The sequence below is a fragment of the Kordia zhangzhouensis genome, assembly GCF_001005305.1.
Taxonomy (GTDB): Bacteria; Bacteroidota; Bacteroidia; order Flavobacteriales; family Flavobacteriaceae; genus Kordia; species Kordia zhangzhouensis.
Genome location: NZ_LBMH01000002.1, coordinates 116,524 through 142,152, shown reverse-complemented (window position 1 = coordinate 142,152; position 25,629 = coordinate 116,524). Strand labels below are relative to the sequence as shown.

The 25,629-nt window shown below is 37.4% G+C and carries 21 protein-coding genes; 15 read left to right on the top strand and 6 right to left on the bottom strand.

Annotated elements, in window-relative coordinates; translation table 11 throughout:
• The first annotated feature begins 97 nt into the window (after positions 1–97).
• From AA088_RS02095 to AA088_RS02085, 3 genes are all read left to right on the top strand, one after another.
• Entirely contained in the window at positions 98–1,042 is a 945-nt protein-coding gene (locus tag AA088_RS02095; RefSeq protein WP_046743301.1) for a hypothetical protein, read from the top strand.
• A gap of 210 nt (positions 1,043–1,252) precedes the next feature.
• Complete coding sequence (gene lysM, locus AA088_RS02090) at positions 1,253–1,750, top strand: peptidoglycan-binding protein LysM (RefSeq protein WP_046743300.1); 498 nt, start codon at positions 1,253–1,255, stop codon at positions 1,748–1,750.
• Positions 1,751–1,882: 132 nt separating this feature from the next.
• On the top strand, positions 1,883–2,284 hold the full coding sequence (locus tag AA088_RS02085; protein WP_156168360.1) for a hypothetical protein: 402 nt from the start codon (positions 1,883–1,885) through the stop codon (positions 2,282–2,284).
• A 10-nt stretch (positions 2,285–2,294) separates the two neighbouring features.
• Here AA088_RS02085 and nadD read toward each other — a convergent pair whose 3' ends face one another.
• The 3 genes from nadD to AA088_RS02070 are packed head-to-tail and all read right to left on the bottom strand — an operon-like array spanning position 2,295 to position 4,322.
• The gene (gene nadD / locus AA088_RS02080; RefSeq protein ID WP_046743298.1) at positions 2,295–2,876 is read right to left on the bottom strand and encodes a nicotinate (nicotinamide) nucleotide adenylyltransferase; all 582 of its coding nucleotides are present in this window, start codon (positions 2,874–2,876) and stop codon (positions 2,295–2,297) included.
• 4 nt (positions 2,877–2,880) lie between these two features.
• Entirely contained in the window at positions 2,881–3,462 is a 582-nt protein-coding gene (gmk, locus tag AA088_RS02075; protein WP_046743297.1) for a guanylate kinase, read from the bottom strand.
• A complete protein-coding gene (locus AA088_RS02070) occupies positions 3,462–4,322 on the bottom strand; it encodes a YicC/YloC family endoribonuclease (protein ID WP_046743296.1) in 861 nt (286 codons plus the stop codon). Before AA088_RS02070 ends, gmk begins: the two co-directional genes overlap by 1 nt.
• A 158-nt stretch (positions 4,323–4,480) precedes the next feature.
• Here AA088_RS02070 and AA088_RS02065 point away from each other — a divergent pair, with 158 nt between their 5' ends.
• Entirely contained in the window at positions 4,481–5,158 is a 678-nt protein-coding gene (locus AA088_RS02065) for a PrsW family intramembrane metalloprotease (protein WP_046743295.1), read from the top strand.
• Here the strand turns inward: AA088_RS02065 and AA088_RS02060 are convergent.
• The gene (locus AA088_RS02060; protein ID WP_046743294.1) at positions 5,145–6,113 is read right to left on the bottom strand and encodes a YheT family hydrolase; all 969 of its coding nucleotides are present in this window, start codon (positions 6,111–6,113) and stop codon (positions 5,145–5,147) included. The two genes, AA088_RS02065 and AA088_RS02060, sit on opposite strands and share 14 nt — an antisense overlap.
• 32 nt (positions 6,114–6,145) lie before the next feature.
• On the opposite strand from AA088_RS02060, the gene AA088_RS02055 reads away from it, so the two are divergent.
• Positions 6,146–6,622 carry an acyl-CoA thioesterase gene (locus AA088_RS02055; protein ID WP_046743293.1) on the top strand — a complete coding sequence of 159 codons (477 nt, stop codon included), beginning with the start codon at positions 6,146–6,148 and terminating at the stop codon, positions 6,620–6,622.
• Positions 6,623–6,697: 75 nt separating this feature from the next.
• Positions 6,698–7,141 carry a DUF1761 domain-containing protein gene (locus AA088_RS02050; RefSeq protein WP_046743292.1) on the top strand — a complete coding sequence of 148 codons (444 nt, stop codon included), beginning with the start codon at positions 6,698–6,700 and terminating at the stop codon, positions 7,139–7,141.
• A 52-nt stretch (positions 7,142–7,193) separates the two neighbouring features.
• On the opposite strand, the gene AA088_RS02045 is transcribed toward AA088_RS02050, so the two are convergent.
• Entirely contained in the window at positions 7,194–7,901 is a 708-nt protein-coding gene (locus AA088_RS02045) for a hypothetical protein (protein WP_046743291.1), read from the bottom strand.
• A 113-nt stretch (positions 7,902–8,014) separates the two neighbouring features.
• Positions 8,015–8,746 carry a DUF6733 family protein gene (locus AA088_RS02040; RefSeq protein ID WP_156168358.1) on the bottom strand — a complete coding sequence of 244 codons (732 nt, stop codon included), beginning with the start codon at positions 8,744–8,746 and terminating at the stop codon, positions 8,015–8,017.
• Positions 8,747–9,187: 441 nt separating this feature from the next.
• Here AA088_RS02040 and gltB point away from each other — a divergent pair, with 441 nt between their 5' ends.
• The 9 genes from gltB (at position 9,188) to AA088_RS01995 (ending at position 25,539) form a co-directional block, all read left to right on the top strand.
• Positions 9,188–13,693 carry a glutamate synthase large subunit gene (gene gltB, locus AA088_RS02035; RefSeq protein WP_046743290.1) on the top strand — a complete coding sequence of 1,502 codons (4,506 nt, stop codon included), beginning with the start codon at positions 9,188–9,190 and terminating at the stop codon, positions 13,691–13,693.
• A gap of 3 nt (positions 13,694–13,696) precedes the next feature.
• A complete protein-coding gene (locus AA088_RS02030) occupies positions 13,697–15,163 on the top strand; it encodes a glutamate synthase subunit beta (protein WP_046743289.1) in 1,467 nt (488 codons plus the stop codon).
• An 801-nt stretch (positions 15,164–15,964) separates the two neighbouring features.
• Positions 15,965–16,858, top strand: a complete 894-nt coding sequence (ilvE, locus tag AA088_RS02025) for a branched-chain-amino-acid transaminase (protein WP_046743288.1) — start codon at positions 15,965–15,967, stop codon at positions 16,856–16,858.
• A gap of 2 nt (positions 16,859–16,860) precedes the next feature.
• On the top strand, positions 16,861–18,540 hold the full coding sequence (gene ilvD, locus AA088_RS02020) for a dihydroxy-acid dehydratase (protein ID WP_046743287.1): 1,680 nt from the start codon (positions 16,861–16,863) through the stop codon (positions 18,538–18,540).
• 72 nt (positions 18,541–18,612) lie between these two features.
• Positions 18,613–20,346 (top strand): biosynthetic-type acetolactate synthase large subunit, encoded by a 1,734-nt coding sequence (ilvB, locus tag AA088_RS02015; RefSeq protein WP_046743286.1) that lies wholly within the window; start codon positions 18,613–18,615, stop codon positions 20,344–20,346.
• A 2-nt stretch (positions 20,347–20,348) separates the two neighbouring features.
• The gene (ilvN, locus tag AA088_RS02010; protein WP_046743285.1) at positions 20,349–20,876 is read left to right on the top strand and encodes an acetolactate synthase small subunit; all 528 of its coding nucleotides are present in this window, start codon (positions 20,349–20,351) and stop codon (positions 20,874–20,876) included.
• 123 nt (positions 20,877–20,999) lie between these two features.
• Positions 21,000–22,502, top strand: a complete 1,503-nt coding sequence (ilvC, locus tag AA088_RS02005) for a ketol-acid reductoisomerase (RefSeq protein WP_046743284.1) — start codon at positions 21,000–21,002, stop codon at positions 22,500–22,502.
• 161 nt (positions 22,503–22,663) lie between these two features.
• Positions 22,664–23,938 carry a threonine ammonia-lyase IlvA gene (ilvA, locus tag AA088_RS02000; RefSeq protein WP_046743283.1) on the top strand — a complete coding sequence of 425 codons (1,275 nt, stop codon included), beginning with the start codon at positions 22,664–22,666 and terminating at the stop codon, positions 23,936–23,938.
• Positions 23,939–23,961: 23 nt separating this feature from the next.
• Positions 23,962–25,539 carry an NADP-dependent glyceraldehyde-3-phosphate dehydrogenase gene (locus AA088_RS01995; RefSeq protein WP_046743282.1) on the top strand — a complete coding sequence of 526 codons (1,578 nt, stop codon included), beginning with the start codon at positions 23,962–23,964 and terminating at the stop codon, positions 25,537–25,539.
• Positions 25,540–25,629 lie beyond the last annotated feature (90 nt).

Here is a 25,629-nt window from a genome sequence, read left to right as displayed (position 1 = left end):
AAAATATCGCTCTTATCTTAGTGTTGAAAATCAGTTGTTTGTTTTTTTGGCATGTGTTTTGAAAGAACAAAAATAATAACATTAAAACGTTTGGCTTATGAAGACTATAAAATTACTATTAGCAGTTACATTATTTAGTTCTATAATGAGTTCTTGTTATACAGAAGTTATTGTAGAAGACCCAATTATTGACGAGCCAGGCATTACGTTACATCAATTATTGAGCTCGTATGAATTGTGGTATGTAAATATTAATGAAACAACAGGAAATGGAGAAGTGCCATTTTTACAACGAGCATTTACAGTATCATTCAGAAATGGAACTCTGTTTGCAAACAATAACATTTCTGGGATTGGAAGCAATGGAAATGGGTATGGAATCGATGTGGGAATTTATGCTACCGATTATAATATTGTTGATATAGACCATGATGTTGATGGATATTATCCATTACGTGTATATCAAATAGGTGTAAATAGAATCCGCTTACACGATAGCGCTACAAATACGAGCTATTATTTAACAGGATATCAGCGTTCAAATTTCGATTATGACTTTGTTTTCTATGATAATATTCACTATTTACTGCAGGAATTTACCGCTTGGAAAAAGACATATACTAGTCAAGCAGGAATGCTAAATCAATTTGACGATGAAAACTTTTTAGCATTTTTAGCAGGAGGAAATGACGATACATTTTTATCTTCTACAGATTCTGTTAATACGCCAATTGCAGATTTGATATACGATTACGAAGGAGTTTATACTGTATATGATGTAGAAGGTGATCCGTATTCGAAAGTTTTAACATTAGATTATGATTATTTAGACAATGAATACTTCGAATTGAACGTTATCAATGACGAAACAATAGAGTTATATCATCCAGATTCAGGAACAACCTACGAATTTCAAGGAAGAGGATACATTCAATATTTACGTTCTTCTACAGATGCTAACTCGACAAAGTTGAAGCAAACAAACAAGAAACGTAAAAAGATTATTAATAAGAAGTTCAATAAGGACGACTTTAAGAAATAAAAATATAAAGACTTTGGTTGGTTATTTAGTTTAGAAACAGTTTTTGCATCCGTGCAGAGGCTGTTTCTTTTTTAAAGACTACCAGAAGCTTTTAAAATTTGTAAAAACACTACAATAAATAAAAAATTCAATGGTACAAACCTTTTGATAATTATTCAATTTTTTGTACTTTTTCATTCAACCCTTTATTAACAAATAAACAAGAATACTATGGGATTATTTTCATTTATAAAAGACGCTGGAGCAAAATTATTTGGCGGAAAAACGTCTGCTGAAAAAGCGGCAGAAGAAGCAAAAGAAAATGAAGAAGCTGCAGCAGCGGCAAAGGAAAAAGCAGAAGCTTCTATTGTTGAAACAATTCATGACTTAGATCTTCAAGTTGAAGATTTATCAGTTTCGCTATATGGTGATACTGCTATTATTACTGGAAAAGCGCACGACCAAGCTACAAAAGAAAAAGTAGTACTGGTTGTAGGGAATACACAAGGTATTGCAATGGTTGATGACCAAATGGAAGTAGAGCATACAGAACCAGAAGCACAATTTCATACAGTTGCCAAAGGAGATACACTTGGTAAAATTGCCAAACAATATTACGGTAATGCAATGAAATATCCTGTTATTTTTGAAGCTAATAAGCCAATGTTAAAAGATCCAGATTTAATTTATCCAGGACAAGTATTACGAATTCCAGCTTTAGATTCATAAAAAAACAAAAAAACTCCTCAAAATGAGGAGTTTTTTGATAAAATACCCTTCAAAACTTACAAAAAAGGGGAAAAGTCCCCTTGTGTGATACCTTGTAAATCTTCTAATATTGTGGTCTAAATAACTGCTAGTATGAAGAGTTATCGGTCGTTAATTATAATTCCGCTTTTTATTATATTATTAATTCTAATGGGAATCACTGCTTTTGTGATGCCTAAAAAAGAAATTATTGGAACTTGGGTATCAGAACAAAATCCAGATTATAAGCTAGAGTTTATGCAAAATGGAGTCTGTAGAGATTTTTATGCAAATAAACCACATAAAAACTATGTGTATACTATTTCGACTCAATGTAATGAAAATAGTGCTTATCGTTCTTTATTTGTTAAAATAGAAGACGAAGAAGGTTTCTTTTCAAAATGCTATGAGCTGAAAGGTGTAAATGAACAAAATAATGGAATTTTAGTTTTAGGTGATACAGAAAAAGATGAAGAGTATCGATATTCTAAAATTTTAGATAATAGTGGTTTGTAGTTTTTAAAGTCTACTTTCTATAAAAATTCATTTCGTCAATATACTGCCAAACTTCTGCAGGAAGTAAGGGTTTGATGTTTTTATTCGCTTTAATTGCTTTACGAATAAAAGTAGAAGAAATTTCCATAATAGGAGCATCTACAGGATGTATTTTAGGATGATTTTCAAATTGATGCGCTATTGTACCTTCAGAGATGCGAGGATATACATAAATATCATGATGTTGAAGAATCAACTCATAGTTTTTCCATTTATGTAGACTCTTTAAGTTGTCTTCTCCCATAATTAGACAAAACTCGTATTTTGGATATTTTTCTTGTAAATACGCTAATGTGTTAACAGTATAGTTGGGTTGTGGAAGATTAAATTCTATGTTGCTCGGTGAAATTTTATCGTATGTTTCTGTAGCAATCATTACCATTTGATATCGATGATGATTATCTAATAAAGAATTTTTTTTCTTAAAAGGGTTATGAGGTGTCACCACCATCCAAATGGCATCTAAATCACTATATTCTGCCATATGATTGGCAATTGCCAAATGACCTATATGGATTGGGTTGAATGTGCCAAAATACAAACCAACTTTCATAAAACTATTTATTTTCTGTACTGATAAATTCGCTTACAATGCGCTCGGCTTCCGCTTTGGCTTTACCTAAATCGTCGTTTTCAATGATGACATCAAATTGTGGAGCAGTCGCCATTTCAACTGCCGCTTTGGAAACACGCATATTGATTTTTTCTTCGCTTTCTGTTTTTCTCTTTTTCAATCGTTTAATCAACTCATTGATACTTGGGGGTTTGATAAAAATAGTAAGTGTTTCTTCAGGAAACTTACGTTTGATACGTAATCCGCCAACCACATCAATATCAAAAATAACATTCTTTCCAGCATTGCAAATACGATCTACTTCGGTTTTAAGTGTGCCATAATAATTTTCAGGATACACTTCTTCCCATTCTACAAATTCTTTGTTGCGAATTTTTTCTTTAAATTGTGGGACAGATAAAAAATAATAATCTTTTCCTTCTACTTCAGCACCTCTTTTTTCGCGAGAGGCTGCCGAAATTGAAAACTCTAAGTTGAGTTCGGGAATGCCTAATAAATGGCGTACTATAGTAGTTTTTCCTGCGCCAGAAGGTGCTGCAAATACAATTAATTTTCCTCTTTTCATTACAGCACGTTTAGTAATTGTTCTTTGATTTTTTCCAATTCGTCTTTCATTTGAACGACCAATTGTTGCATAGGAGCATAGTTTGATTTTGAACCAATAGTGTTAATTTCACGACCAATTTCTTGGGTAATAAACCCTAATTTTCTTCCGTTTGATTTGGATGATTGTAATGTTTGTGTGAAATAATTCAAGTGATTGTTTAAACGTACTTTTTCTTCTGTAATATCAAATTTCTCTAAATAATAAATCAATTCTTGTTCGAAGCGATTTTCATCTACTTGCTCTTTCAAATCGTCTAGGGCACGACGCAAACGCTCTCTTACAGAAGTCATTCGATCCCCATCCATAGCAATTACTTTTTCTAGCAATTCTGCAATATTTTGAATGCGCAATTGAAAATCTTCTTCAAGTACTTTTCCTTCAGCAATACGATATTCGTCCAATTGATCAATTGCGTATTGAAGAGCTTTTTCAATGACTTCAAATTCACTTTCATCAATTTCTTCGCGTTCAGTTTTTAACGCATCTGGCATACGAACGACCATTTTTAGCAACTCAACAGTATCTGCATCTGGGTCAATTTCACGTAATTGATCCATATATTCCTTTACCACACCTTTGTTGATTGTCGTGGTAGTTTCTTCTGCTGTTACTTCTATGTATAGGGAAAAATCAACTTTTCCTCTTAATAAAGAAGCCGCAATGGTTTTACGCATTTCCAATTCTTTTTCGCGGTAGTACGAAGGAATACGTGCATTTAGATCTAAACTTTTACTGTTAAGCGACTTCAGTTCGATCGTAATTTTTTTTGACGGAAGTTGTTCTACAGACTTTCCGAATCCTGTCATAGACTTTATCATACGGCAAAAATAGTAAAAATAGCGACAATGCTTAGGTTTCTTTGTCGGTTTCTACAATAGTGAAAATAACTCAAATAGGATTCTTTTCAATATGATAAACACGTGAAAAAAATCGTTTTTTAATTTTCCTTTTTTGTTATTTTTGACAAAACTGCCAAATGTCTTTAGTATTATTATCTATTGCGCCTGCTTTATTGGTCATTATTTATATTTATTATAGCGATAAATATGATAAAGAACCAAAGCATTTGTTATTTGTTTGTTTCTTTTTAGGTGCGGTAGGTAGTATTTTAATTGCTTCGGTTTCTCACCTTGTAGTTTCTCAATATTTTCCTGTTTTAGAAAATCCTGTCGTTTGGATTCAGTTTTTTAAAGCTTTTATTGTTGTTGCTTTAGTGGAAGAATTTAGTAAGTACATTTTTGTTCGATATTTTGCACAAGGACACAAAGAGTTTGATGAACCGTATGACGGAATTATGTATGCCGTAATGGTATCCATGGGCTTTGCAGTAACAGAAAACCTAGCATATGCATTTCAAGGAGGTATTGATACGGCTATTTATCGAGCATTTACAGCAGTTCCGGCGCATGCAACCTTTGGGATTATTATGGGATATTATATGGGGAAAGCTAAATTTTCAAGAAATCGAATTAAATTTAATCTTATCGGATTAGGATTGGCAACCTTTTTTCATGGTATTTATGATTTTTTCCTATTCATAAATTATATTCCAGGAATATCAATTGGAGCTTTTTTGTCTCTAGCTGTTGGAATTTTACTTTCTCAAAAAGCGATACGAATTCATCAAAGAAACTCGCATTTTAGACCAAAGTAGCAAAATGCAAAGCTCTTTTTTCGTTGTAATACACATTGTCTTCTTCAAAAAAACCTACATGGCCGCCATATTTGGGAATTTCTAAGTGCAAATTTTTATTCTTTTCAGCTTCTTCTATCGGAAAACATTCTTTGGATAAAAACGAATCATTTTTTGCATTAATTAATAGAGTAGGAATCTTTATGTAGGGTAAAAACTGTCGTGATGAACACTTTTCGTAATAATCGAATGCGTCTTTAAAACCATGAGCTTTCGAAGTGTATAAATTATCAATATACAGCATAGAATTTGCCTTTTTGATATCTTCTAACTTGATTAAACTAGGAAAAGCTGCGTGTTTGTGTTCTAGTTTTTGACGTAAATATTTAATAAACATTCTACTGTATAAATAATTTTCTGTACGCTTCATTTGCTGTAATGAACCTTTTAATTGGCAAGGAACAGAAACAGCAATTCCAGCTTTGATTTCTTTTGGAACACGAACAGTTTCTCCTAAATATTTCAATAACACATTACCGCCAAGACTAAAACCTTTCAAGACTATGTGTGAATACTGCGGGTGATTGGTTAAAATATGTTCTACTACTTCACGTAAATCTCCTGTAGCGCCCGCATTGTATGATTTAAACAATCGGTTAGGCTGTCCACTACAACTTCTAAAGTTCATAGCGACAGCGTCATATCCATTTCGGTTAAAAATTTTTGCAGTTCCTTTTATGTATGCACGCTGTGCGTTTCCTTCTAACCCATGTAAAATAATAATGAGTTTACTAACATTTTTATGATAGGCTGCATAGCTCCAATCTAAATCAATAAAATCTTGATCGCTCAATGTAATACGTTCACGTTTTTGGTAAACACCTAAAACATTTCGATAAAGGCCACAATACACGGTAGAAAAATGCCCGTTTTTAAAAATATGTGGCGGGTTATAATGACTTTTAACTAATGGCATGTTACTTTTGGTAAAAAGAAAAAATAAATATAATGTATTTTAAAGAATTTGACATTCGTTGGAGTGATTTAGATGCAAATCGCCATTTAGCGAATTCTGCGTATATAAATTTTATGAGTCATACGCGTATGGGATTTCTAATTGAAAATGGTTTTACACAACAACAGTTAGCAAAGCACAATATCGGACCAGTAGTGTTTTATGAACACATGTACTATTTTAAAGAAGCGTTTCCTGGGAAACCTGTAAAAGTATCATTAGAAATTGCTGGATTAAGTGAAGATGGAATGTTTTTTGAATTTGTTCATAATTTTTATGACATCCATGGGAAAAACTTTGCCAGTTGCGAAATGATGGGCGCTTGGATTGATTTAAAAACACGCCAATTAATTGGATTGCCCAACGAATTCAATACGGCTATTGCCAAGGCACCAAAATCAGAAAATTTTAAAATATTGTCTAAAGAAGATACACGTCGTTTCGGAAAAAAACCTGAAAACTTGCAGTAACTATTTGATTGTTAGTGAAAAAGAAGTAATTTTAAACAACACCTAAAAACGTTAATAACTAACATCTCAAAAATTATGGAAAACGTGAATTGGATTGCACTCATAGTAGCTGCACTCTCAACATTGGTTATCGGATTTATTTGGTACGGACCATTATTTGGAAAAGCTTGGATGAAAGAGACAGGCATAACTGAAGAAAAAGCAAAACAAGGAAGTATGGTAGTACGACTTGGAATAAGTGTAGTCTTAGCTTTTGTCGCTGTGTTTTTTATCTATATCAATTCAGTAGTAACTGGAGGATTACCGCCAGACGAATTACACAGTGTTAGTAATGTGCAATACCATACTTTTGGACATGGGGCTTTTCATGGAGCACTAATAGCATTGTTAATTGTAATGCCAGCATTAGTAACCAATGCATTATTTGAACAAAAATCATTCAAATATATGTTGATAAATGTTGGGTATTGGATTGTTACCTTTGCCATTATGGGGGGAATTGTCAATGCATGGATATAATTAAAAAGAAAAAAGAGAGGCTATTAAGTTTCTCTTTCTTTTTAATAATGTCTTATCCTTTCCAAATAGAATGATTCAATCCAATAATAAACGGGACACCTCGGTATGCAGTGATGTCTATTGCCTTTCCTCCACCGTTATATAATACCCAGCGATTTCTTCGATAATAAAAAATTCCGTTATTCCTACCAATTATCCAAACAGTTCCATCACTATTACAAGCAATTTTTTGTGCAATTCCATTACCTTGTAGTCGCATCCAACCCATTCCATTACCTCTCCAAATGCTTCCATCTTCTGCAATAATATAAGGAATTCCTCTATGAGCAGCAATATCTATAGCTTTTCCACCGCCAGGATACAAATTCCAGTTGCGTCCATCAAATGAAAAAACATTATTATTCACACCAATCAACCACAATTGTCCGTTGTCACTATAAATTCTTTTCCCTAAGCCATCACCTAACATAGGTGTCCAACCAGAACCTGTTCCTTTCCAAATACCATTATTCAATCCAATAATATACGGAGTTCCGTTATGAACAGTAATATCAAGTGCTCTTCCATTTCCAGGATATTCTTTCCATAGTCGTCCATTAAAAGAATACACTTTATGTTGCATTCCAATAACCCAAAGCGTTCCATTGTCATTATAAATAGCTTGTCCCTTTCCACCACCAGGCAATTGTTTCCAAATTTGTGCATCTGCGGAAGTAATACAAAATACTAGTAAAGTGAGTATGCAGGTAATTTTCTTCATGGTGATTGAATTAATGATTCTCTCTAAAAATACAAATTTAATGCCATAAAAAAAGCCTTTGAAATTCTTGTTTCAAAGGCTGTTCAGTAAGAATATTATTTTTATAATAGAATTTATAGATTAACGAAGAACGATAATTTATAAAAATCATCTGCTATAGCACCGTCATCTTCATCTGCAAGATTGGCTCCAAATGAAAGACGTAAACCAGCATTTCCTTTTGTAAATTGCACATAAGGACCTAAGCCGATATATACATCATTGCTATCCAAGTTCCCGCCGCCATTAACGCTACCTCCTGTAAAAGTAAGCTGCTCTAAGTGTCCTCCAAATGAAAAGAATGAAGCTGCTTTGTAACCAAAATTCAACCAGTAGTGAATGTAATTCGTTGTATTTTGTCCTGCTGCGGTATTATCGCTCAATGCTGCGTAGTATCCAAAGTAAAGTTGTCCTTCAAACTTTTTGGAACCATAGTTTACGGTCAAATTAGGAACAATACCGTCACCAATAATTCCTTCTTGTGCAGCACCACTAGACAACAAGCTACCAAACGTAAAACCTAGTTGTGGATTAATGTCAAAATCACCTACAGAAAAATTGTAGCCTAATCCAAATTCAGTCCAATTTCTCCAAGCGCTTCCAGTACCAGCGCCCCATTGAATTCCATAAGCTGTTAATGATCCTTTTTCACTAACATCATACGAAAAAGTCATCATTGGGTTTAGTCCAAAAAATACATCGTGGTTTAGGGAAAGTCCAGCGCCAAATTTGTCTTCAGTAGTTTCTTCTTGCGCAAAAAATGTAAAAGTTGTAAATACTAATAAACAAGTAAAAATTTTTCTCATAATAGTTTTCATTTTTTAATTAGATCAATAACAAACCTATATAAATAATTTTTTAACCCTATATTTTTTAGGGGTAAAAAAATAATTTTTATGACAATGTAAATTTTACCCTTATATTTTTTAAGGGTTAACTTTTTAAAAGAAGATTTTTTGATAAATTGATAAAGTAGTTTTTATTTATTTTATATGATTTTAGTTAAAAAAGTAATTATTTGATATAAAAACTAATTTTTCGCAAACGTTTTCGTAAAAAATTAACATTTTATAAGATTTTTAAACATGTATGATTTTGATAAAATAAAGCCTTAAAATTGGTAATTTATCATTGAACAACACTATAAATTATCAATTTCAGAAAAGTGTTTTGTGTTTTTTTATTATAAAATTCTTGCGGTTATCTTAGACATTAAATCATGGTGTAAAAAACCTTAAAAATATTTGATGATGCTAACGAAACAAGGACTCTATTTACCCGAATTTGAACACGATAATTGCGGCGCTGGATTTATATGTAGCCTAACAGGAAAACGCTCCAATGATATCATTCATAAAGCACTCGAAATTTTGGTAAAACTAGAACATCGCGGTGCGGTTAGTGCGGATGGCGTTACGGGTGATGGTGCCGGAATTTTAATAGATATTCCGCATGAATTCTTTAAAAAATCGTGCGATTTCAAACTGCCAAAAGCGGGCGAATATGCAGTCAGCAATGTATTTCTTCCCCAAAAAGACAATCAGCGACAGTACTGTATTGAGGTTTTTGAAAAGGAAATAGCAACTCAAGGATTACAACTCATCGGTTGGCGCGATGTGCCAGTAAATAGTGATGTTTTGGGTGAAATTGCCAAAGAAACAGAGCCGTTTGTAAAACAACTATTTGTTGGAAAATCATCAGCATCACAAAGCAATCGTGAGTTCAATATCAAACTATTTGCGGCGCGAAAAATTACGGAACACATCATTTATAATTCCAAACTTTCGCAGCATAAATTTTTCTATGTTCCAAGTTTGTCTACCAAAATCATCATATTCAAAGGCTTGCTCAAACCAGAACACATCAACGAATACTATTTGGACTTATTCGATGCCGATTTAGACACACGCTTGGCGTTGGTACATCAGCGATTTTCAACCAACACCTTTCCTACGTGGGATTTGGCGCAACCATTTCGCTACATCTGTCATAACGGTGAAATCAATACCCTTCGCGGGAATGTTTCTCGGATGTTTTCGCGTGAAGAAATCATGGAAAGTCCATTATTCGGAAAAGACATCAAGCGCATTTTACCAACCATTCTTAAAGGAAAATCCGATTCAGCTACCTTAGATATGGTGGTGGAATTATTACTCATGTCAGGGCGTTCACTGCCAGAAGCCATGATGATGTTAGTGCCGGAAGCTTGGGAGAAAAACCCAAACATGTCTGACACCAAAAGCGCATTTTACGAATACAATTCCTGTGTCATGGAACCGTGGGACGGACCTGCGTCGATTCCATTTACAGATGGAAATTACATTGGTGCAGTGTTGGACAGAAACGGATTGCGTCCGTCGCGATATACCGTTACAAAAAACGGAAATGTCATCATGTCGTCAGAAATGGGCGTTGTGGATATCAAACCAGAAAACGTAGCATTTCACGGGCGTTTAGAACCTGGAAAAATGTTTTTAGTAAACATGAATGAAGGGCGAATTGTCAATGACGAAGAAATCAAGGAAACGATTGCGGCAAAACATCCATACCGAAAATGGTTGAATGAAAACCTAGTGCATTTACGCGATATTTCCGCTAAAAAAGGTCCGATTCAATATGACGAAATTGACCTTAAAAAGCGTGAAATTGTCTTCGGCTATACACAAGAAGATTTAAACACCATCATTCGTCCCATGGCGCAACTGGCAAAAGAACCCATTGGTTCTATGGGAAGCGATACACCAATCGCAATTCTTTCAGAAAAGCCACAACTCATTTACAACTATTTTAAGCAGCTGTTTGCGCAAGTAACGAATCCGCCGTTGGATGGTGTTCGCGAAGAATTAATCACAGACATCAGTCTCACATTGGGAAGCGATGTCAATCTTTTTGACATCAGCCCGGAGCATTGTAAAAAGCTGAAAATTCAAAATCCAGTCATTTCTAAGCACGATTTGGATAAAATTCGAAACTACGACAGCAATCCAAACTTTAAAGTGGCGTCTATTTCAATGTTGTACGAAGTAAATCGTGGTTTAAACGAACTAGAAATCGCTTTAGAAAACTTGATGCACAAAGCATCCAAAGCAATTGACAACGGCGCAAATATCATCATTCTATCCGATAGATATGTAGACGAAAAACATGCGCCAATTCCAGCATTATTAGCGTGTTCATACGTCAATCACGCCTTGCACAAACTCAAAAAACGCTCCAAAATAAGCCTGATTATTGAATCAGCAGAACCACGCGAAGTACATCATTTTGCACTGTTATTTGGTTTTGGTGCGAGCGCGGTCAATCCGTATATCGTAAATGAAATTGTAGAAAAGCAAGTACTTAATGGCGATATCACAGAACATGAATATCTAACCGCAATCAAAAATTACAACAAAGCAATAGGAAAAGGTATTCTAAAAGTGATGAACAAAATCGGAATTTCGACGCTCAATTCTTATCGTGGTTCGCAACTATTTGAATGTATCGGAATCAATTCGACGACAGTCAAGAAATACTTTCCCAACACACCCACGCGCATTCAAGGAATTGGCTTACGCGAAATAGAACAAGAAATTGTAAAACGTCACAAAAAAGCTTTTCAAGTCAATGAAGTGAGCGCAGACATTGAAGTTGGTGGCGAATATCGTTGGCGACGTGGACAAGAAAAACATGTATTCAATCCGTTGACGGTTGCCAAATTGCAAGAATCCGTCAGAACAAACAAAGCTTCCACGTTCAAAGAATATTCCGAGTTGGTCAATAATCAATCCAAAAGCCTCATGACTATTCGTGGCTTGTTTGAATTTGACCAATTTGATCCAATTCCGATTGAAGAAGTAGAACCGTGGACGGAAATTGTAAAACGTTTCAAAACAGGCGCTATGTCGTATGGTTCTATCAGTAAAGAAGCGCACGAAAACTTAGCTATTGCGATGAACAGAATCGGTGGAAAATCGAACTCAGGCGAAGGCGGCGAAGACCAAGAGCGTTTCTATAAAAGTGCGCAAGGCGACTGGAAAAACTCGGCTATCAAGCAAGTTGCTTCAGGACGTTTTGGTGTGACATCAAATTATTTGACAAATGCGAATGAAATTCAAATCAAAATTGCACAAGGTGCCAAACCAGGTGAAGGTGGACAATTGCCAGGACCAAAAGTAAATCCTGAAATTGCAAAAACGCGAAACTCTACGCCGTATGTCGGACTCATTTCGCCGCCGCCGCATCACGATATCTATTCCATTGAAGATTTATCACAACTCATTTACGACGTCAAAGCTGCCAATCGTGAAGCTAGAATCAATGTGAAATTGGTCTCTGAAATTGGCGTAGGAACTGTCGCTGCGGGAGTTGCCAAAGCAAAAGCCGATGTCATTCTCATTTCTGGATTTGATGGCGGAACAGGCGCTTCTCCACTAACATCTTTAAAACATGCAGGACTGCCATGGGAATTGGGAATTGCGGAAGCACAACAAACCTTGGTGATGAACAATCTCCGAAATCGTGTGGTGTTGGAATGTGACGGACAATTAAAAACAGGTCGCGATGTTGCGATTGCCTGTTTATTAGGCGCTGAAGAATTTGGGTTTGCCACCGCGCCGTTAGTGGCTTCGGGTTGTATTATGATGCGTGTTTGTCACTTAAATACTTGTCCTGTCGGAATTGCAACGCAAAATCCTGAATTGCGGAAAAAGTTCAAAGGAAAACCAGAACACGTCGTGAATTATATGTATTTCGTAGCGCAGGAATTGCGAGAAATCATGGCAAAACTTGGGTTTAAAACTGTGAACGAAATGGTGGGACAAGTCCAAAAACTCAATCGAAACAAAGCCATTGAACATTACAAAGCCTCTGGAATTGATTTGACGCCGATTCTTCACAAAGTAGCAGTTTCCGATGCGGTAAAATTGTACAATACAGAAGCCCAAGAGCACAATTTAGAAACACATCTGGATTTCAACATCATCAAACAAGCGCATCAAGCATTATTTAGAAGACAACGAACCGATTTACAATTCAACATCACCAATATTGACAGAGCTGTTGGCGCGATTATCAGCAATGAAATCTCTAAAATTTACGGTGCAGAAGGATTGCCAGAAGATACCATCAATATAGACTTTAAAGGTGCTGCGGGACAAAGTTTTGGAGCGTTTACAACCAAAGGAATTCGCATGACAGTTCACGGTAATACCAATGATTACTTAGGAAAAGGCTTATCAGGCGGAAAACTCATCGTAAAAGTTCCGAAAGAATCCACGATTATTCCTGAAGACAATGTCATCACAGGAAATGTAACCTTGTACGGCGCCACTTCGGGCGAAGTGTACATCAACGGAAAAGCAGGCGAGCGTTTTTGTGTGCGAAACTCAGGCGCGAAAGCTGTGGTAGAAGGAATTGGCGATCACGGTTGTGAATACATGACGGGTGGTGTGGCAGTTATTCTTGGGAAAATTGGACGCAATTTTGGTGCAGGAATGAGCGGCGGAATCGCGTATATTTTGGACATGGACAATACTTTTTTTGTGCAAAATTGCAATTCAGAAAGTCTAAATATAGATCCGATTACATCGAAAGAAGACGAACTGCAACTCAAACAACTCATCCAAAATCACTATCAGGCCACGGAAAGTCCTTTAGCGAAACGAATTTTAGACGATTGGCAACATTATCTGCCAAAATTCTTAAAAATAGTACCAGAAGAATACCGTCAGGCTTTGGTACGATTACAAAAAGAACAATTGCAAACAGCGTAAGACATGGGAAAAATAACAGGATTTATGGAGTACAAACGCCAAGATGAAGCGTATAAAGCTCCAGCAAAACGTATCAAAAACTACAAAGAATTTACCATCGCGCTAGAAAAATCAAAACTGGAAGAACAAGGTGCGCGCTGTATGGATTGTGGCATTCCGTTTTGTCACAGCGGTTGTCCGCTCGGAAACTTAATTCCCGATTTCAATGACAAAGTCTATCGTGGTAAATGGAAAGAAGCGGCAGAAATATTGCACGCAACGAACAACTTTCCAGAATTTACAGGTCGCTTATGTCCCGCGCCTTGCGAAGAAGCGTGTGTGTTAGGCATCAACGAAGATCCGGTAAGTATTGAAAATATTGAGAAAAATATTGTAGAAACCGCTTTTACGGAAGGCTGGATTGTTCCAAAACCACCGAAAGTACGTACCGAAAAATCGGTTGCGATTGTCGGTTCTGGCCCTGCAGGATTGGCTGCGGCACAACAACTCAATCGTGCAGGTCATTCGGTAACTGTTTTTGAACGTGATGAAAAAATTGGCGGATTGTTGCGTTACGGAATTCCAGATTTTAAGATGGAAAAACACATTATCGACCGTCGTTTGGCTGTGTTAGAAGAAGAAGGAATTACCTTCAAAACCAATGCACATGTTGGTGTGACCATAGATGCACAACAACTCAAAGCAGATTTTGATGCAATTTTACTCTGCGGTGGCGCGACAGTACGAAGAAACATTCCGATTGACGGCGCAGACGCGAAAGGCGTTCACCAAGCGATGGATTTCCTAAAACTCAACAATCAATACGTAGATGGTTTGGTAGATTTTGAAGACATCATTTCTGCGAAAGACAAAAAAGTCATTGTCATTGGCGGTGGCGATACAGGTTCGGATTGTATTGGTACAAGTAATCGTCACGGCGCAAAATCAGTTACAAATTTTGAAATCTTAAGCAAGCCAACGGTTGGCAGACCCGCGCATCAACCGTGGCCGTATTGGCCGATGAAGCTCAAAACAACATCGTCACATCAAGAAGGTGTGGAACGTCATTTTAGCATTTCAACAGAAAAATTCATCAAAGATGCCAACGGAAACCTTACGGGATTAAAAACTGTACAAGTTGAATGGATTTTTGAAGAAGGCAAACGACCGACACTCAAAAAAATTTCAAACACAGAAAAAACGTGGGAATGCGATTTGGTATTATTAGCATTAGGTTTTACAGGTGCAGAAAAAACATTGGCAGAAGCATTTGACCTAGAAATGGATTTCAGAACCAACATCAAAGCAACGACCAAAAACTACGCTACCAACAAAGACGGAATCTTCGTAGCGGGCGACATGCGCAGAGGACAATCGCTCATTGTTTGGGCAATTTCGGAAGGTCGCCAAGCAGCACATCATGTAGATGCGTATTTAATGGGAAGTTCTAATTTGCCGTTAAAAGATGAGAATGATTTGCCGAGGATTTAATAAAATAGTAGTTAAGAGAGTATTTTTGAAGTAAAATAAAAGTTGCCTTATTCATGATTTTGTTTGATTCTTTAAATAACAATCTTAAGAAATAAAGAGTGAAAAGTGGAATTGCGATGCGTAGCATCAAGCATGGAGCGCATGAACGAATGGTGCGCAGCAATTTCCTATAGATTGTCTTGACTTTTTTGGCTCGTTTTTGTGTCAAGACAAAAATGAGCGTTACCAAAAAGGTTCTTATGTTGCCTAAAATTATAATATCAACTTAAAAACTTTTCCCTACAAACACAGGAAAAACCCAACATTTTTTCAAAAACGATTAGGAATCTTAAAAAACTTTTTCAATCTTTGATACAACAAATGAACAAGCAAACACAAAATATCATTGTCATCAACATTATTGTGATTCAGTCACAACGATGAGGAATGCGATATTTTTGAACAATATAAATACTTAGCCTTCCTGAAAAATGGAAGGCTTTTTTTTTACAAAAATTAAAGGATAAGAGGAAAATATATTTAACATGAAACAGGTCATTATCAATATCATTGTCATTATTATGAATTCTACGTGAGTTGATACAATCTGCTATATAGAAAATAAAAGCCTGTATCAACTTGATACAGGCTTTTTTTATTCAAAATATCAGGTGTTGAATGTTGTATCAGTAAACATATTATGTAATTGATTATCAGTGTATTAAATAAAAAATTGTAAAATTGATTTAAGGCGAAAGTCTCAAAACAATAATTTCAAAAAAACATAATAAAACTAATTTCGAATCATAAAGTACTAGTAACATGTATTATACAAACGACAGTATCATCTATCACAACGGAGCGTTTCTGCATCCTGAAACGGCGTCTGCAAACTTGTACAGTCAAACCTTACACTACGGAAATGGCGTATTTGAAGGCATCCGTTCGTACAAAACTAAATTCGGCGCAAAAATCTTTAAAGCACATGAACATTACGAGCGACTCAAATTTGGCGCAAGCGTTATGGGAATTCCGTGCCACTATACTACGGAAGAATTGGTAGACATCACGTATCAATTACTAGCAAAAAACAATCTCGAAGACGCGTACATCAGACCTATTTTGACCACAGGCGCCAATATGAGTTTGTTAACGTCTGACGAATCCATCCTAACCATCCAATGTTGGGAATGGGGAAAATATATGGGCGACAAACTCTTACGTGTAAAAACTTCTCGCTTTGAGCGTCCCAATCCAAAATCGTGCTTTGTAGAAGCAAAAATCACGGGACATTACACCAACTCTATTCTATCAACTAACGAAGCTAAAAACGAAGGTTATGACGAAGCGTTATTGTTAGACATGAACGGAAATGTAGCAGAATGTTCGGGCGCGAATGTATTTATGGAAAAAAATGGCAAACTCTATACACCAAAACGCGGACATATCATGCCTGGCATTACACGTTCTACCATCATCGACATCTGTAAAGAAATAGGTATTTCTGTAGAAGAAACCAGCTTTACGCTAGCCGAACTCAAACAAGCAGACAGTGCCTTTTTTACAGGAACTGCCGCTGAGGTTGTCGGTTTACAATCGTTGGATGACTATATATTTCCACTTTCGTGGGAAGCGTCTCTCGGCTACAAATTGATGCAACTATACAAACAAGAAGTACTGTGCAAACGCAACAGCAAACTCTCTGAAGCAATTTAAAAATGAACAATCTCAATAAATACAGTAAAACTGTTACACAAGATCCTACGCAACCTGCGGCACAAGCCATGTTGCACGCTATTGGGTTGACCAAAGAAGACTTTTTTAAACCAATTGTCGGCATTGCAAGTACAGGCTACGAAGGCAATCCGTGTAACATGCACTTAAACGACTTAGCAAAACTCGCCAAACAAGGAACGAAAAACTCAGCTATTGTTGGACTCATATTTAACACGATTGGCGTGAGTGACGGAATCTCGATGGGAACACCTGGAATGCGCTATTCCTTACCATCACGCGACATCATTGCGGATTCTATGGAAACCGTAGTGCAAGCCATGAGTTACGACGGATTAATCACGGTAGTAGGTTGCGACAAAAACATGCCAGGTGCGTTAATGGCAATGATTCGTTTAAATCGTCCGAGTATTCTGGTTTATGGCGGAACGATTGATTCTGGATGTCACAACGGAAAAAAACTCGATGTGGTTTCTGCTTTTGAAGCGTGGGGAAGCAAAGTAGCAGGCACAATGGACGAAACTGAATACCAAAATATCGTTGAAAAAGCTTGTCCAGGTGCTGGCGCTTGTGGCGGAATGTACACGGCAAACACGATGGCATCTGCCATAGAAGCCTTGGGAATGGCATTACCGTTCAATTCGTCAAATCCTGCATTGAGCGATGCTAAAAAGCAAGAATCGGTTGCGGCTGGTGAAGCCATGCGTGTATTGTTAGAAAAAGATATCAAGCCGTCAGATATCATCACAAGAAAATCATTAGAAAATGCAGTGCGTTTGGTGACTATTTTGGGCGGATCTACCAATGCAGTATTACACTTTCTCGCCATAGCGAGAGCAGCACAAATTGAATTTACACTAGAAGACTTTCAAAAAATAAGCGATACCACTCCATTTCTAGCTGACTTAAAACCAAGCGGAAAATACTTAATGGAAGATGTGCATGCGGTTGGCGGAATTCCTGCGGTATTAAAATATCTACTCAAAAAAGGACTCTTACACGGCGATTGTTTAACCGTAACGGGAAAAACCATGGTAGAAAACTTACTGGATGTTGACGATTTAACAGAAGGGCAAGATGTAATAAAACCAGTTGAAAAACCAATCAAAGTTTCGGGACACTTACGCATGCTATATGGAAACTTGGCAAGTGAAGGAAGCGTAGCGAAAATTACAGGGAAAGAAGGATTAAAATTCACAGGAAAAGCCAAAGTCTTTGAAGGCGAATACGAAGCCAACGACGGAATCCGTGATGGAAAAGTAGCAAAAGGAGATGTCGTCGTCATTCGTTATGAAGGACCCAAAGGCGGACCAGGAATGCCAGAAATGCTCAAACCAACGGCAGCTATCATGGGCGCAGGTTTAGGAAAAGAAGTCGCGCTTATTACAGACGGACGTTTTTCAGGCGGAACACACGGTTTTGTCGTAGGTCACATCACACCAGAAGCACAAGAAGGTGGCACAATCGCACTTGTAAAAGACGGTGATATCATCACAATTGATGCCGAAACGAACACGATTCAACTAGAAGTTTCAGACGAAGAACTTCAAGAACGAAAAAAACAATGGAAAGCACCCGAACTCAAATTTGAACGCGGAGTTTTATACAAATATGCAAAAACAGTGTCTTCCGCATCCAAAGGTTGCGTTACAGACGAATTCTAAAAGAATTCCTTTGTCACATCGAGCGCAGTCGAGATGTATTTGAAAATCGAAAGGCATTAAAAAATCAACACTATGGAAACAAAAACCATACAAAAACAACTAGAAACACAACCAACAACGGAGCGACTCACAGGAAGTGAAGCCATCGTTCGCTGTTTGTTGGCAGAAGGTGTAAAAACGCTTTACGGATATCCTGGCGGCGCCATTATGCCTGTGTATGACGAATTATACAAATACCAAGATAAAATTCATCATGTATTAACGCGTCACGAACAAGGCGCAACGCATGCAGCACAAGGATATGCACGAATTTCGGGAGAAGTCGGAGTTGCCATTGCTACTTCAGGACCTGGTGCCACCAATCTCATCACAGGAATTGCCGATGCGCAAATCGATTCGACGCCGTTGGTATGTATTACGGGACAAGTCGCGTCACATTTGTTAGGAAGTGATGCATTTCAAGAAACAGACATTGTAGGTATTTCTACGCCTGTCACCAAATGGAATCATCAAATTACGAAAGCTTCTGAAATTCCAGAAGTGATGGCAAAAGCATTCTACATTGCTAGAAGCGGTCGCCCAGGACCAGTGTTGATTGACATTACCAAAGATGCACAATTTGAAGAATTCGATTTTTCATATCAAAAATGTACGGCAGTTCGCAGTTACAAAGCGGTGCCAGAAGTAGACGAAACCTCATTACACGCTGCTGCAGAAATCATCAATAATGCTAAAAAACCATTAATTGTTTGGGGACAAGGTGTGATTTTAGGCAAAGCGGAAGCTGAATTTAAAGCCTTTATCGAAAAAGCAGGAATTCCGTCTGCGTGGACCATTATGGGTGTTTCCGCCATTCCAACCGAACATCCGCTCAATGTGGGAATGGTAGGAATGCACGGAAACTATGCGCCAAACAAACTTACTAACGAATGTGATGTGCTCATCGCAATTGGAATGCGTTTCGATGACCGTGTTACAGGAAATTTAGCCACATACGCCAAACAAGCAAAAGTCATTCACTTTGAAATTGATCCTGCGGAAGTGGATAAAAATGTAAAAACAGATGTTGCAGTTTTGGGTGATGCAAAAGTGAATCTGGCAAAAATTTTACCGCTTATCCAGAAAAAAGAACATCCAATTTGGCGCCGTGCTTTCGACGATTTGTACGCAATTGAATATGAAAAAGTCATCAAAAACGATTTGCATCCTACCAAAGAAGGATTAACGATGGGCGAAGTGTTAAAAGAAATCAACAAGCAAAGCAACGGTGAAGCCGCGATTGTATCGGATGTCGGGCAACACCAAATGATTGCCTGTCGTTACGCCAATTTCAAACAGACAAAAAGTAACATTACTTCTGGCGGACTGGGAACAATGGGATTTGGCTTACCAGCCGCCATTGGAGCAAAAATGGCAGCGCCAGAGCGTGAAGTCGTGTGTATTTGTGGCGATGGTGGTTACCAAATGACGATTCAGGAATTGGGAACGATTTTTCAGCAAAAAGCCGCTGTGAAAATTGTGGTCTTAAACAATGATTTCTTGGGAATGGTACGACAGTGGCAACAATTGTTTTTTGACAAACGCTACGCATCTACCGAAATGACCAATCCTGATTTTGTAGCGATTGCCAAAGGATATTACTTAAACGCACGCCGTGTTACCAGACGAGATGAATTAGCGGAAGCGGTACAAGAAATGATGCAAAGCAAAGAAGCGTACTTTTTAGAAGTATGTGTAGAAAAAGAAGATAACGTCTTCCCAATGATTCCAACAGGAGCATCGGTTTCAGACATAAGACTAGCGTAATTATGGAACAAGAAAGCAAACTATTTACGGTTTCGGTATATACTGAAAATAACATCGGATTGTTGAACAGAATCTCCGCAATTTTTCAGCGAAGACATATCAATATTGAAAGTATCAACTCATCTGTTTGTGAGATTGAAGGTGTTTCTCGATGGACTTTAGTTGTGAATCTCTCTGAAGAACAAATGAAAAAAATAATTGGACAGATTGAAAAACAAGTAGAGGTCATTAAAGCGTATTATCACACGGAAGAAGAAACTGTATACCAAGAATCGTGTCTTTTCAAGCTGCGTTCAGACTTATTGTTTGATGGAAGTGAAATCCAAAATTTGATTATCGAAAACAATGCGCGAATCGTTACGGTAAACAAACAATTTTTCGTCATCGAAAAATCGGGACGCAAAGAAGAAATTGAACTTCTATACAGAGAATTGAGCGTGTTTGGCATCATGCAATTCACACGTTCGGGACGTATTGCGGTTTCCAAAGAAGAAATGAAAATCTCTGAAATATTGGCGGTATTTCAATAATTATAGAACTAAGAGTCTAGAGTCAAGATTCTAGACGAAACAAAACACGAAAAACAAATAAAAAAATATAGAGTAAAAAAGTCTAGATTCTAGATTATTGACTCAAACATAAAAAAATAAGTCATGTCAAACTATTTCAACACCTTACCATTACGTGAACAATTAGCGCAATTAGGAAAATGTAGATTTATGGAAGCTTCCGAATTTACAGACGGCATAAATGCACTCAAAAACAAAAAAATAGTCATCGTGGGTTGTGGCGCACAAGGACTCAATCAAGGACTCAACATGCGCGATTCCGGCTTGGATATTTCGTATGCACTTCGCCAAGCTGCCATTGATGAAGAACGCACTTCGTACATAAATGCAACAACACACGGTTTTAAAATAGGAACCTACAAACAACTCATTCCAGAAGCAGATTTGGTGTTAAATCTTACGCCAGATAAGCAACACACAAACGTTGTCAAAGCTGTCATGCCCTTGATGAAAAAAGGCGCTACACTTAGTTATTCGCACGGTTTCAATATTGTGGAAGAAGGCACTAAAATTCGGGAAGATATTACCGTAATTATGGTCGCGCCAAAATGTCCTGGAACGGAAGTTCGTGAAGAATACAAACGCGGATTTGGTGTACCAACGTTGATTGCGGTACATCCAGAAAATGATCCTGAAAACAAAGGTTGGGCGCAGGCAAAAGCGTATGCAGTTGCTACAGGCGGACACCGAGCAGGTGTGTTGGAATCGTCGTTTATTGCAGAAGTAAAAAGTGATTTAATGGGCGAACAAACCATTTTGTGCGGCGTATTGCAAACAGGTTCTATTTTGGCATTCGATAAAATGGTTGCAGAAGGAATTGATGCGAATTATGCTGCAAAACTCATTCAATTAGGTTGGGAAACCATTACGGAAGCCTTGAAACATGGCGGAATTACGAATATGATGGATCGTTTGTCAAATCCTGCAAAAATAAAGGCGTTTGAGCTTTCAGAACAGTTAAAAGCCATTCTAAAACCATTATTTGAGAAACATATGGACGATATTATTTCGGGACATTTCTCTAAAACGATGATGGAAGATTGGGCAAATGATGATGAAAATCTGTTGAAATGGCGTGAAGCGACTGGTGAAACAGCCTTTGAAAAAACAAGTTTAACCACCGACCATATTTCGGAGCAAGAATACTTTGATTACGGAACGTTGTTGGTAGCTTTTGTGAAATCAGGAGTCGAATTGGCGTTTGAAACAATGGTAAGCGCAGGAATCATTGAAGATTCTGCCTATTACGAATCGCTGCACGAATTACCGTTGATTGCAAACACCATCGCGCGTAAAAAACTATTTGAAATGAATCGTGTCATTTCCGATACGGCAGAATACGGTTGTTACCTATTTGATCACGCAGCAAAACCATTGCTAAAAGATTTCATGAAAACCGTAGATAGTACCGTAATTGGAAAACCATTTTCAGCGTCCAATGCCGTTGACAATGTAGAATTAATTGCTGTAAACGACGCCATTCGAAATCATCCGATTGAAGCAGTAGGAAAACGACTCAGAGCGGCGATGACTGCAATGAAAACGATTAAAACTTCTGTAAAAGAAGCAAAAGCTGTTACGGTTTAGATATTAGTAATGAGTACTGAGAATTGAGATTTTTAAGGTGAATGCTTTTGCAGGAATGACAGTTGAAATGCATAGTAAAATTTTTAAAAAGAGAATAGATAATTAAACTTGTCTCAATACTCAATACTAACATCTCAATACTAAAAAAAACGAAAAACAAAATGCAAATCGTGCAACCAACCACAAAAACATACGCTCCAACGTTAGCAGCCGTCAAAGAGGCTGCGCAAACACTCAAAGGCATTGCCTCGGTGACGCCTTTGAGTTATAATGATTACTATTCCAAGCTATATAATTGTAATCTGTACCTAAAAAGAGAGGATTTACAGCAAGTGCGCTCGTATAAAATTCGCGGCGCATACAACAAAATCGCTTCGCTGACTGAAACGCAAATTGAAAATGAAATTGTGTGTGCCAGCGCCGGAAATCACGCGCAAGGCGTGGCGTTGTCATGTAAATTATTGAAAATAAAAGGCACGATTTTTATGCCGACACCAACGCCCAAACAAAAAATTGAGCAAGTCAATATGTTTGGCGAAAACTTTGTAGAAGTTGTCCTCATTGGCGATACGTTTGATGATGCGTATCACGCGGCAATGGAGCAATCGGAACAGTTAAACAAAACCTTTATTCATCCGTTTAATGACGAAAAAGTCATTGAAGGACAAGCTACTATCGGATTGGAAATTTTAAAGCAATTAGAAACGCCAATCGATTATGTTTTTGTGCCTGTAGGCGGTGGCGGATTGTCTGCGGGATTGTCTTCCGTATTCAAAATGTTGTCTCCCAATACAAAAATCATTGGCGTGGAGCCGAAAGGCGCGCCTTCTATGTCAACTTCGATTGAAAATAACCGAAATACAACTTTAAAAAACATCGAAAACTTCGTTGATGGCGCAGCTGTCAAACGTGTGGGCGATTTGAATTTCCATATCTGCAAAGAAAATTTACACCAAATGATTACGGTTGATGAAGGTGAAGTGTGTCAAACTATTTTAGACTTATACAACAAACAAGCTATTGTCGTTGAGCCTGCAGGAGCATTAAGTTTATGTGCTTTATCGCAATATAAAGATGAAATAAAAAATAAAAATGTTGTGTGTGTCATTAGCGGAAGCAATAACGATATTACTCGAACGGCAGAAATCAAAGAACGTGCATTGCTGTATGCAAATTTAAAACATTACTTCATCATCAAATTTCCGCAACGTGCAGGTGCTTTGCGTGAATTTGTGGCTGAAATTCTCGGTCCGACAGATGATATCACGCATTTTGAATACACTAAAAAGACCAATCGTGAAAATGGCGCTGCTGTGGTTGGGTTGGAATTAAAAAATGCAGCAGACTTGGAAATTTTAATTACCAAAATGAAATTACGTAACTTTTATGGCGACTATCTCAACGATAAACCTGATTTATTTCAGTTTTTAGTCTAAAAATTACACGAAAAAGAAACTCTATGAACATTCCCGAAAAGTATCAAATCAAAGAAACAATTACCCAAAATACCTATCTCGTCAATGGCGAATTGAAAAAATGGACAGGGCAAACTTCTGAAGTCTATTCTACCATTTCTTCTACTTCAACCTATCAAAAAACCTTGCTTGGAACCATTCCAACCTTAGGGGAAACAGAAGCGTTGGAAGCGTTGAATTCTGCGGTGGCTGCGTATGATAAAGGACAAGGATTGTGGCCAACGATGAAAGTGGTGGACAGAATTGCGTGCATGGAAAAATTTGTGGAACAAATGAAAACTAAACGCGAAGAAGTTGTCAAATTATTGATGTGGGAAATTGGCAAAAACTTGGCAGATTCTGAAAAAGAATTCGACAGAACCGTTGAATATATTTACGATACCATTGAAGATTATACACAAATGGATCGCGATAGTGCAAAGTTTGAAAAGCACGATGGTGTCAATGCACATATTCGTCGCGGACCGTTGGGCGTTGTGCTGTGTTTAGGACCTTATAATTATCCGCTGAACGAGACGTTTGCTTTGTTGATTCCAGCGATTATCATGGGAAATACAACCATATTTAAACCTGCAAAATTTGGGGTTTTATTATTATCTCCCTTGTTGGAAGCCTTTCAAAACAGTTTCCCAAAAGGTGTGGTAAATATCATCTACGGACGCGGACGCACAGTGGCTTCTCCGATTATGAAAGACGGCCGTGTAGATGTGTTGGCGTTGATTGGAAATAGTGCATCTGCAAACGCTTTGCAAAGTGTGCACCCTAAAAGTAATCGTTTGCGCATGGTATTAGGCTTGGAAGCGAAAAATCCTGCGATTGTATTAAAAGATGCAGATTTGGATTTGGCAATTAGCGAATGTATTGCAGGAACGACTTCGTTTAACGGACAACGTTGTACGGCGTTAAAAGTATTGTACGTGCATTCAGCTATTATTGAAGAATTCAACAAGCGATTCTCTGAAAAAGTAGATGCGCTCAAATTTGGAAATCCGTGGGAAGAAGGCGCAAAACTTACGCCGTTACCAGAACCTGATAAACCTGCGTACATTCAAGAATTGATTGACGATGCCTTGGAAAAAGGTGCAAAAATCATCAATAAAAAAGGCGGCGAAACTACGGAAAATTATATTTTTCCAGCAGTGCTATATCCTGTTTCTAAAGACATGCGCGTGTATAAAGAAGAGCAATTTGGTCCTGTGATTCCTGTAATGTCCTTTTCAGATATTGAACAACCGTTGGATGACATGGCGGAATCCAATTACGGACAGCAAGTGAGTCTGTTTGGAAAAGATATTAAAACGCTTGCACCCTTGATTGATACGTTGGTAAACTTAGTCTGTCGTGTGAATTTGAACAGTTCATGTCAGCGTGGCCCAGACGTATATCCGTTTACAGGACGAAAAGATTCTGCTGTAGCAACCTTAAGTGTACATGATGCGTTGCGTTCTTTTTCCATCCGAACGTTTGTCGCTTCTAAAGATAACGAGTCTAACAATGCTATTTTAACGGAGTTACTGCAAAGTAGAGCTTCTAATTTTGTAAGTACGGATTATATTTTATAGAGGTGTTAGGTTTTGGGTGTTGGGACGCTTCGCTTTTGGGCTGTTTTATTTTTAATGCTAGATGTTGAATGTTGGATTTTGAATTAAGCA

Coding starts and splice junctions, on each gene's coding strand:
- AA088_RS02095 (WP_046743301.1), top strand. CDS start 98: ATGAAGACTATAAAATTACTATTAGCAGTTACATTATTTAGTTCTATA.
- lysM (WP_046743300.1), top strand. CDS start 1,253: ATGGGATTATTTTCATTTATAAAAGACGCTGGAGCAAAATTATTTGGC.
- AA088_RS02085 (WP_156168360.1), top strand. CDS start 1,883: ATGAAGAGTTATCGGTCGTTAATTATAATTCCGCTTTTTATTATATTA.
- nadD (WP_046743298.1), bottom strand. CDS start 2,876: ATGAAAGTTGGTTTGTATTTTGGCACATTCAACCCAATCCATATAGGT.
- gmk (WP_046743297.1), bottom strand. CDS start 3,462: ATGAAAAGAGGAAAATTAATTGTATTTGCAGCACCTTCTGGCGCAGGA.
- AA088_RS02070 (WP_046743296.1), bottom strand. CDS start 4,322: ATGATAAAGTCTATGACAGGATTCGGAAAGTCTGTAGAACAACTTCCG.
- AA088_RS02065 (WP_046743295.1), top strand. CDS start 4,481: ATGTCTTTAGTATTATTATCTATTGCGCCTGCTTTATTGGTCATTATT.
- AA088_RS02060 (WP_046743294.1), bottom strand. CDS start 6,113: ATGCCATTAGTTAAAAGTCATTATAACCCGCCACATATTTTTAAAAAC.
- AA088_RS02055 (WP_046743293.1), top strand. CDS start 6,146: ATGTATTTTAAAGAATTTGACATTCGTTGGAGTGATTTAGATGCAAAT.
- AA088_RS02050 (WP_046743292.1), top strand. CDS start 6,698: ATGGAAAACGTGAATTGGATTGCACTCATAGTAGCTGCACTCTCAACA.
- AA088_RS02045 (WP_046743291.1), bottom strand. CDS start 7,901: ATGAAGAAAATTACCTGCATACTCACTTTACTAGTATTTTGTATTACT.
- AA088_RS02040 (WP_156168358.1), bottom strand. CDS start 8,746: ATGAGAAAAATTTTTACTTGTTTATTAGTATTTACAACTTTTACATTT.
- gltB (WP_046743290.1), top strand. CDS start 9,188: ATGATGCTAACGAAACAAGGACTCTATTTACCCGAATTTGAACACGAT.
- AA088_RS02030 (WP_046743289.1), top strand. CDS start 13,697: ATGGGAAAAATAACAGGATTTATGGAGTACAAACGCCAAGATGAAGCG.
- ilvE (WP_046743288.1), top strand. CDS start 15,965: ATGTATTATACAAACGACAGTATCATCTATCACAACGGAGCGTTTCTG.
- ilvD (WP_046743287.1), top strand. CDS start 16,861: ATGAACAATCTCAATAAATACAGTAAAACTGTTACACAAGATCCTACG.
- ilvB (WP_046743286.1), top strand. CDS start 18,613: ATGGAAACAAAAACCATACAAAAACAACTAGAAACACAACCAACAACG.
- ilvN (WP_046743285.1), top strand. CDS start 20,349: ATGGAACAAGAAAGCAAACTATTTACGGTTTCGGTATATACTGAAAAT.
- ilvC (WP_046743284.1), top strand. CDS start 21,000: ATGTCAAACTATTTCAACACCTTACCATTACGTGAACAATTAGCGCAA.
- ilvA (WP_046743283.1), top strand. CDS start 22,664: ATGCAAATCGTGCAACCAACCACAAAAACATACGCTCCAACGTTAGCA.
- AA088_RS01995 (WP_046743282.1), top strand. CDS start 23,962: ATGAACATTCCCGAAAAGTATCAAATCAAAGAAACAATTACCCAAAAT.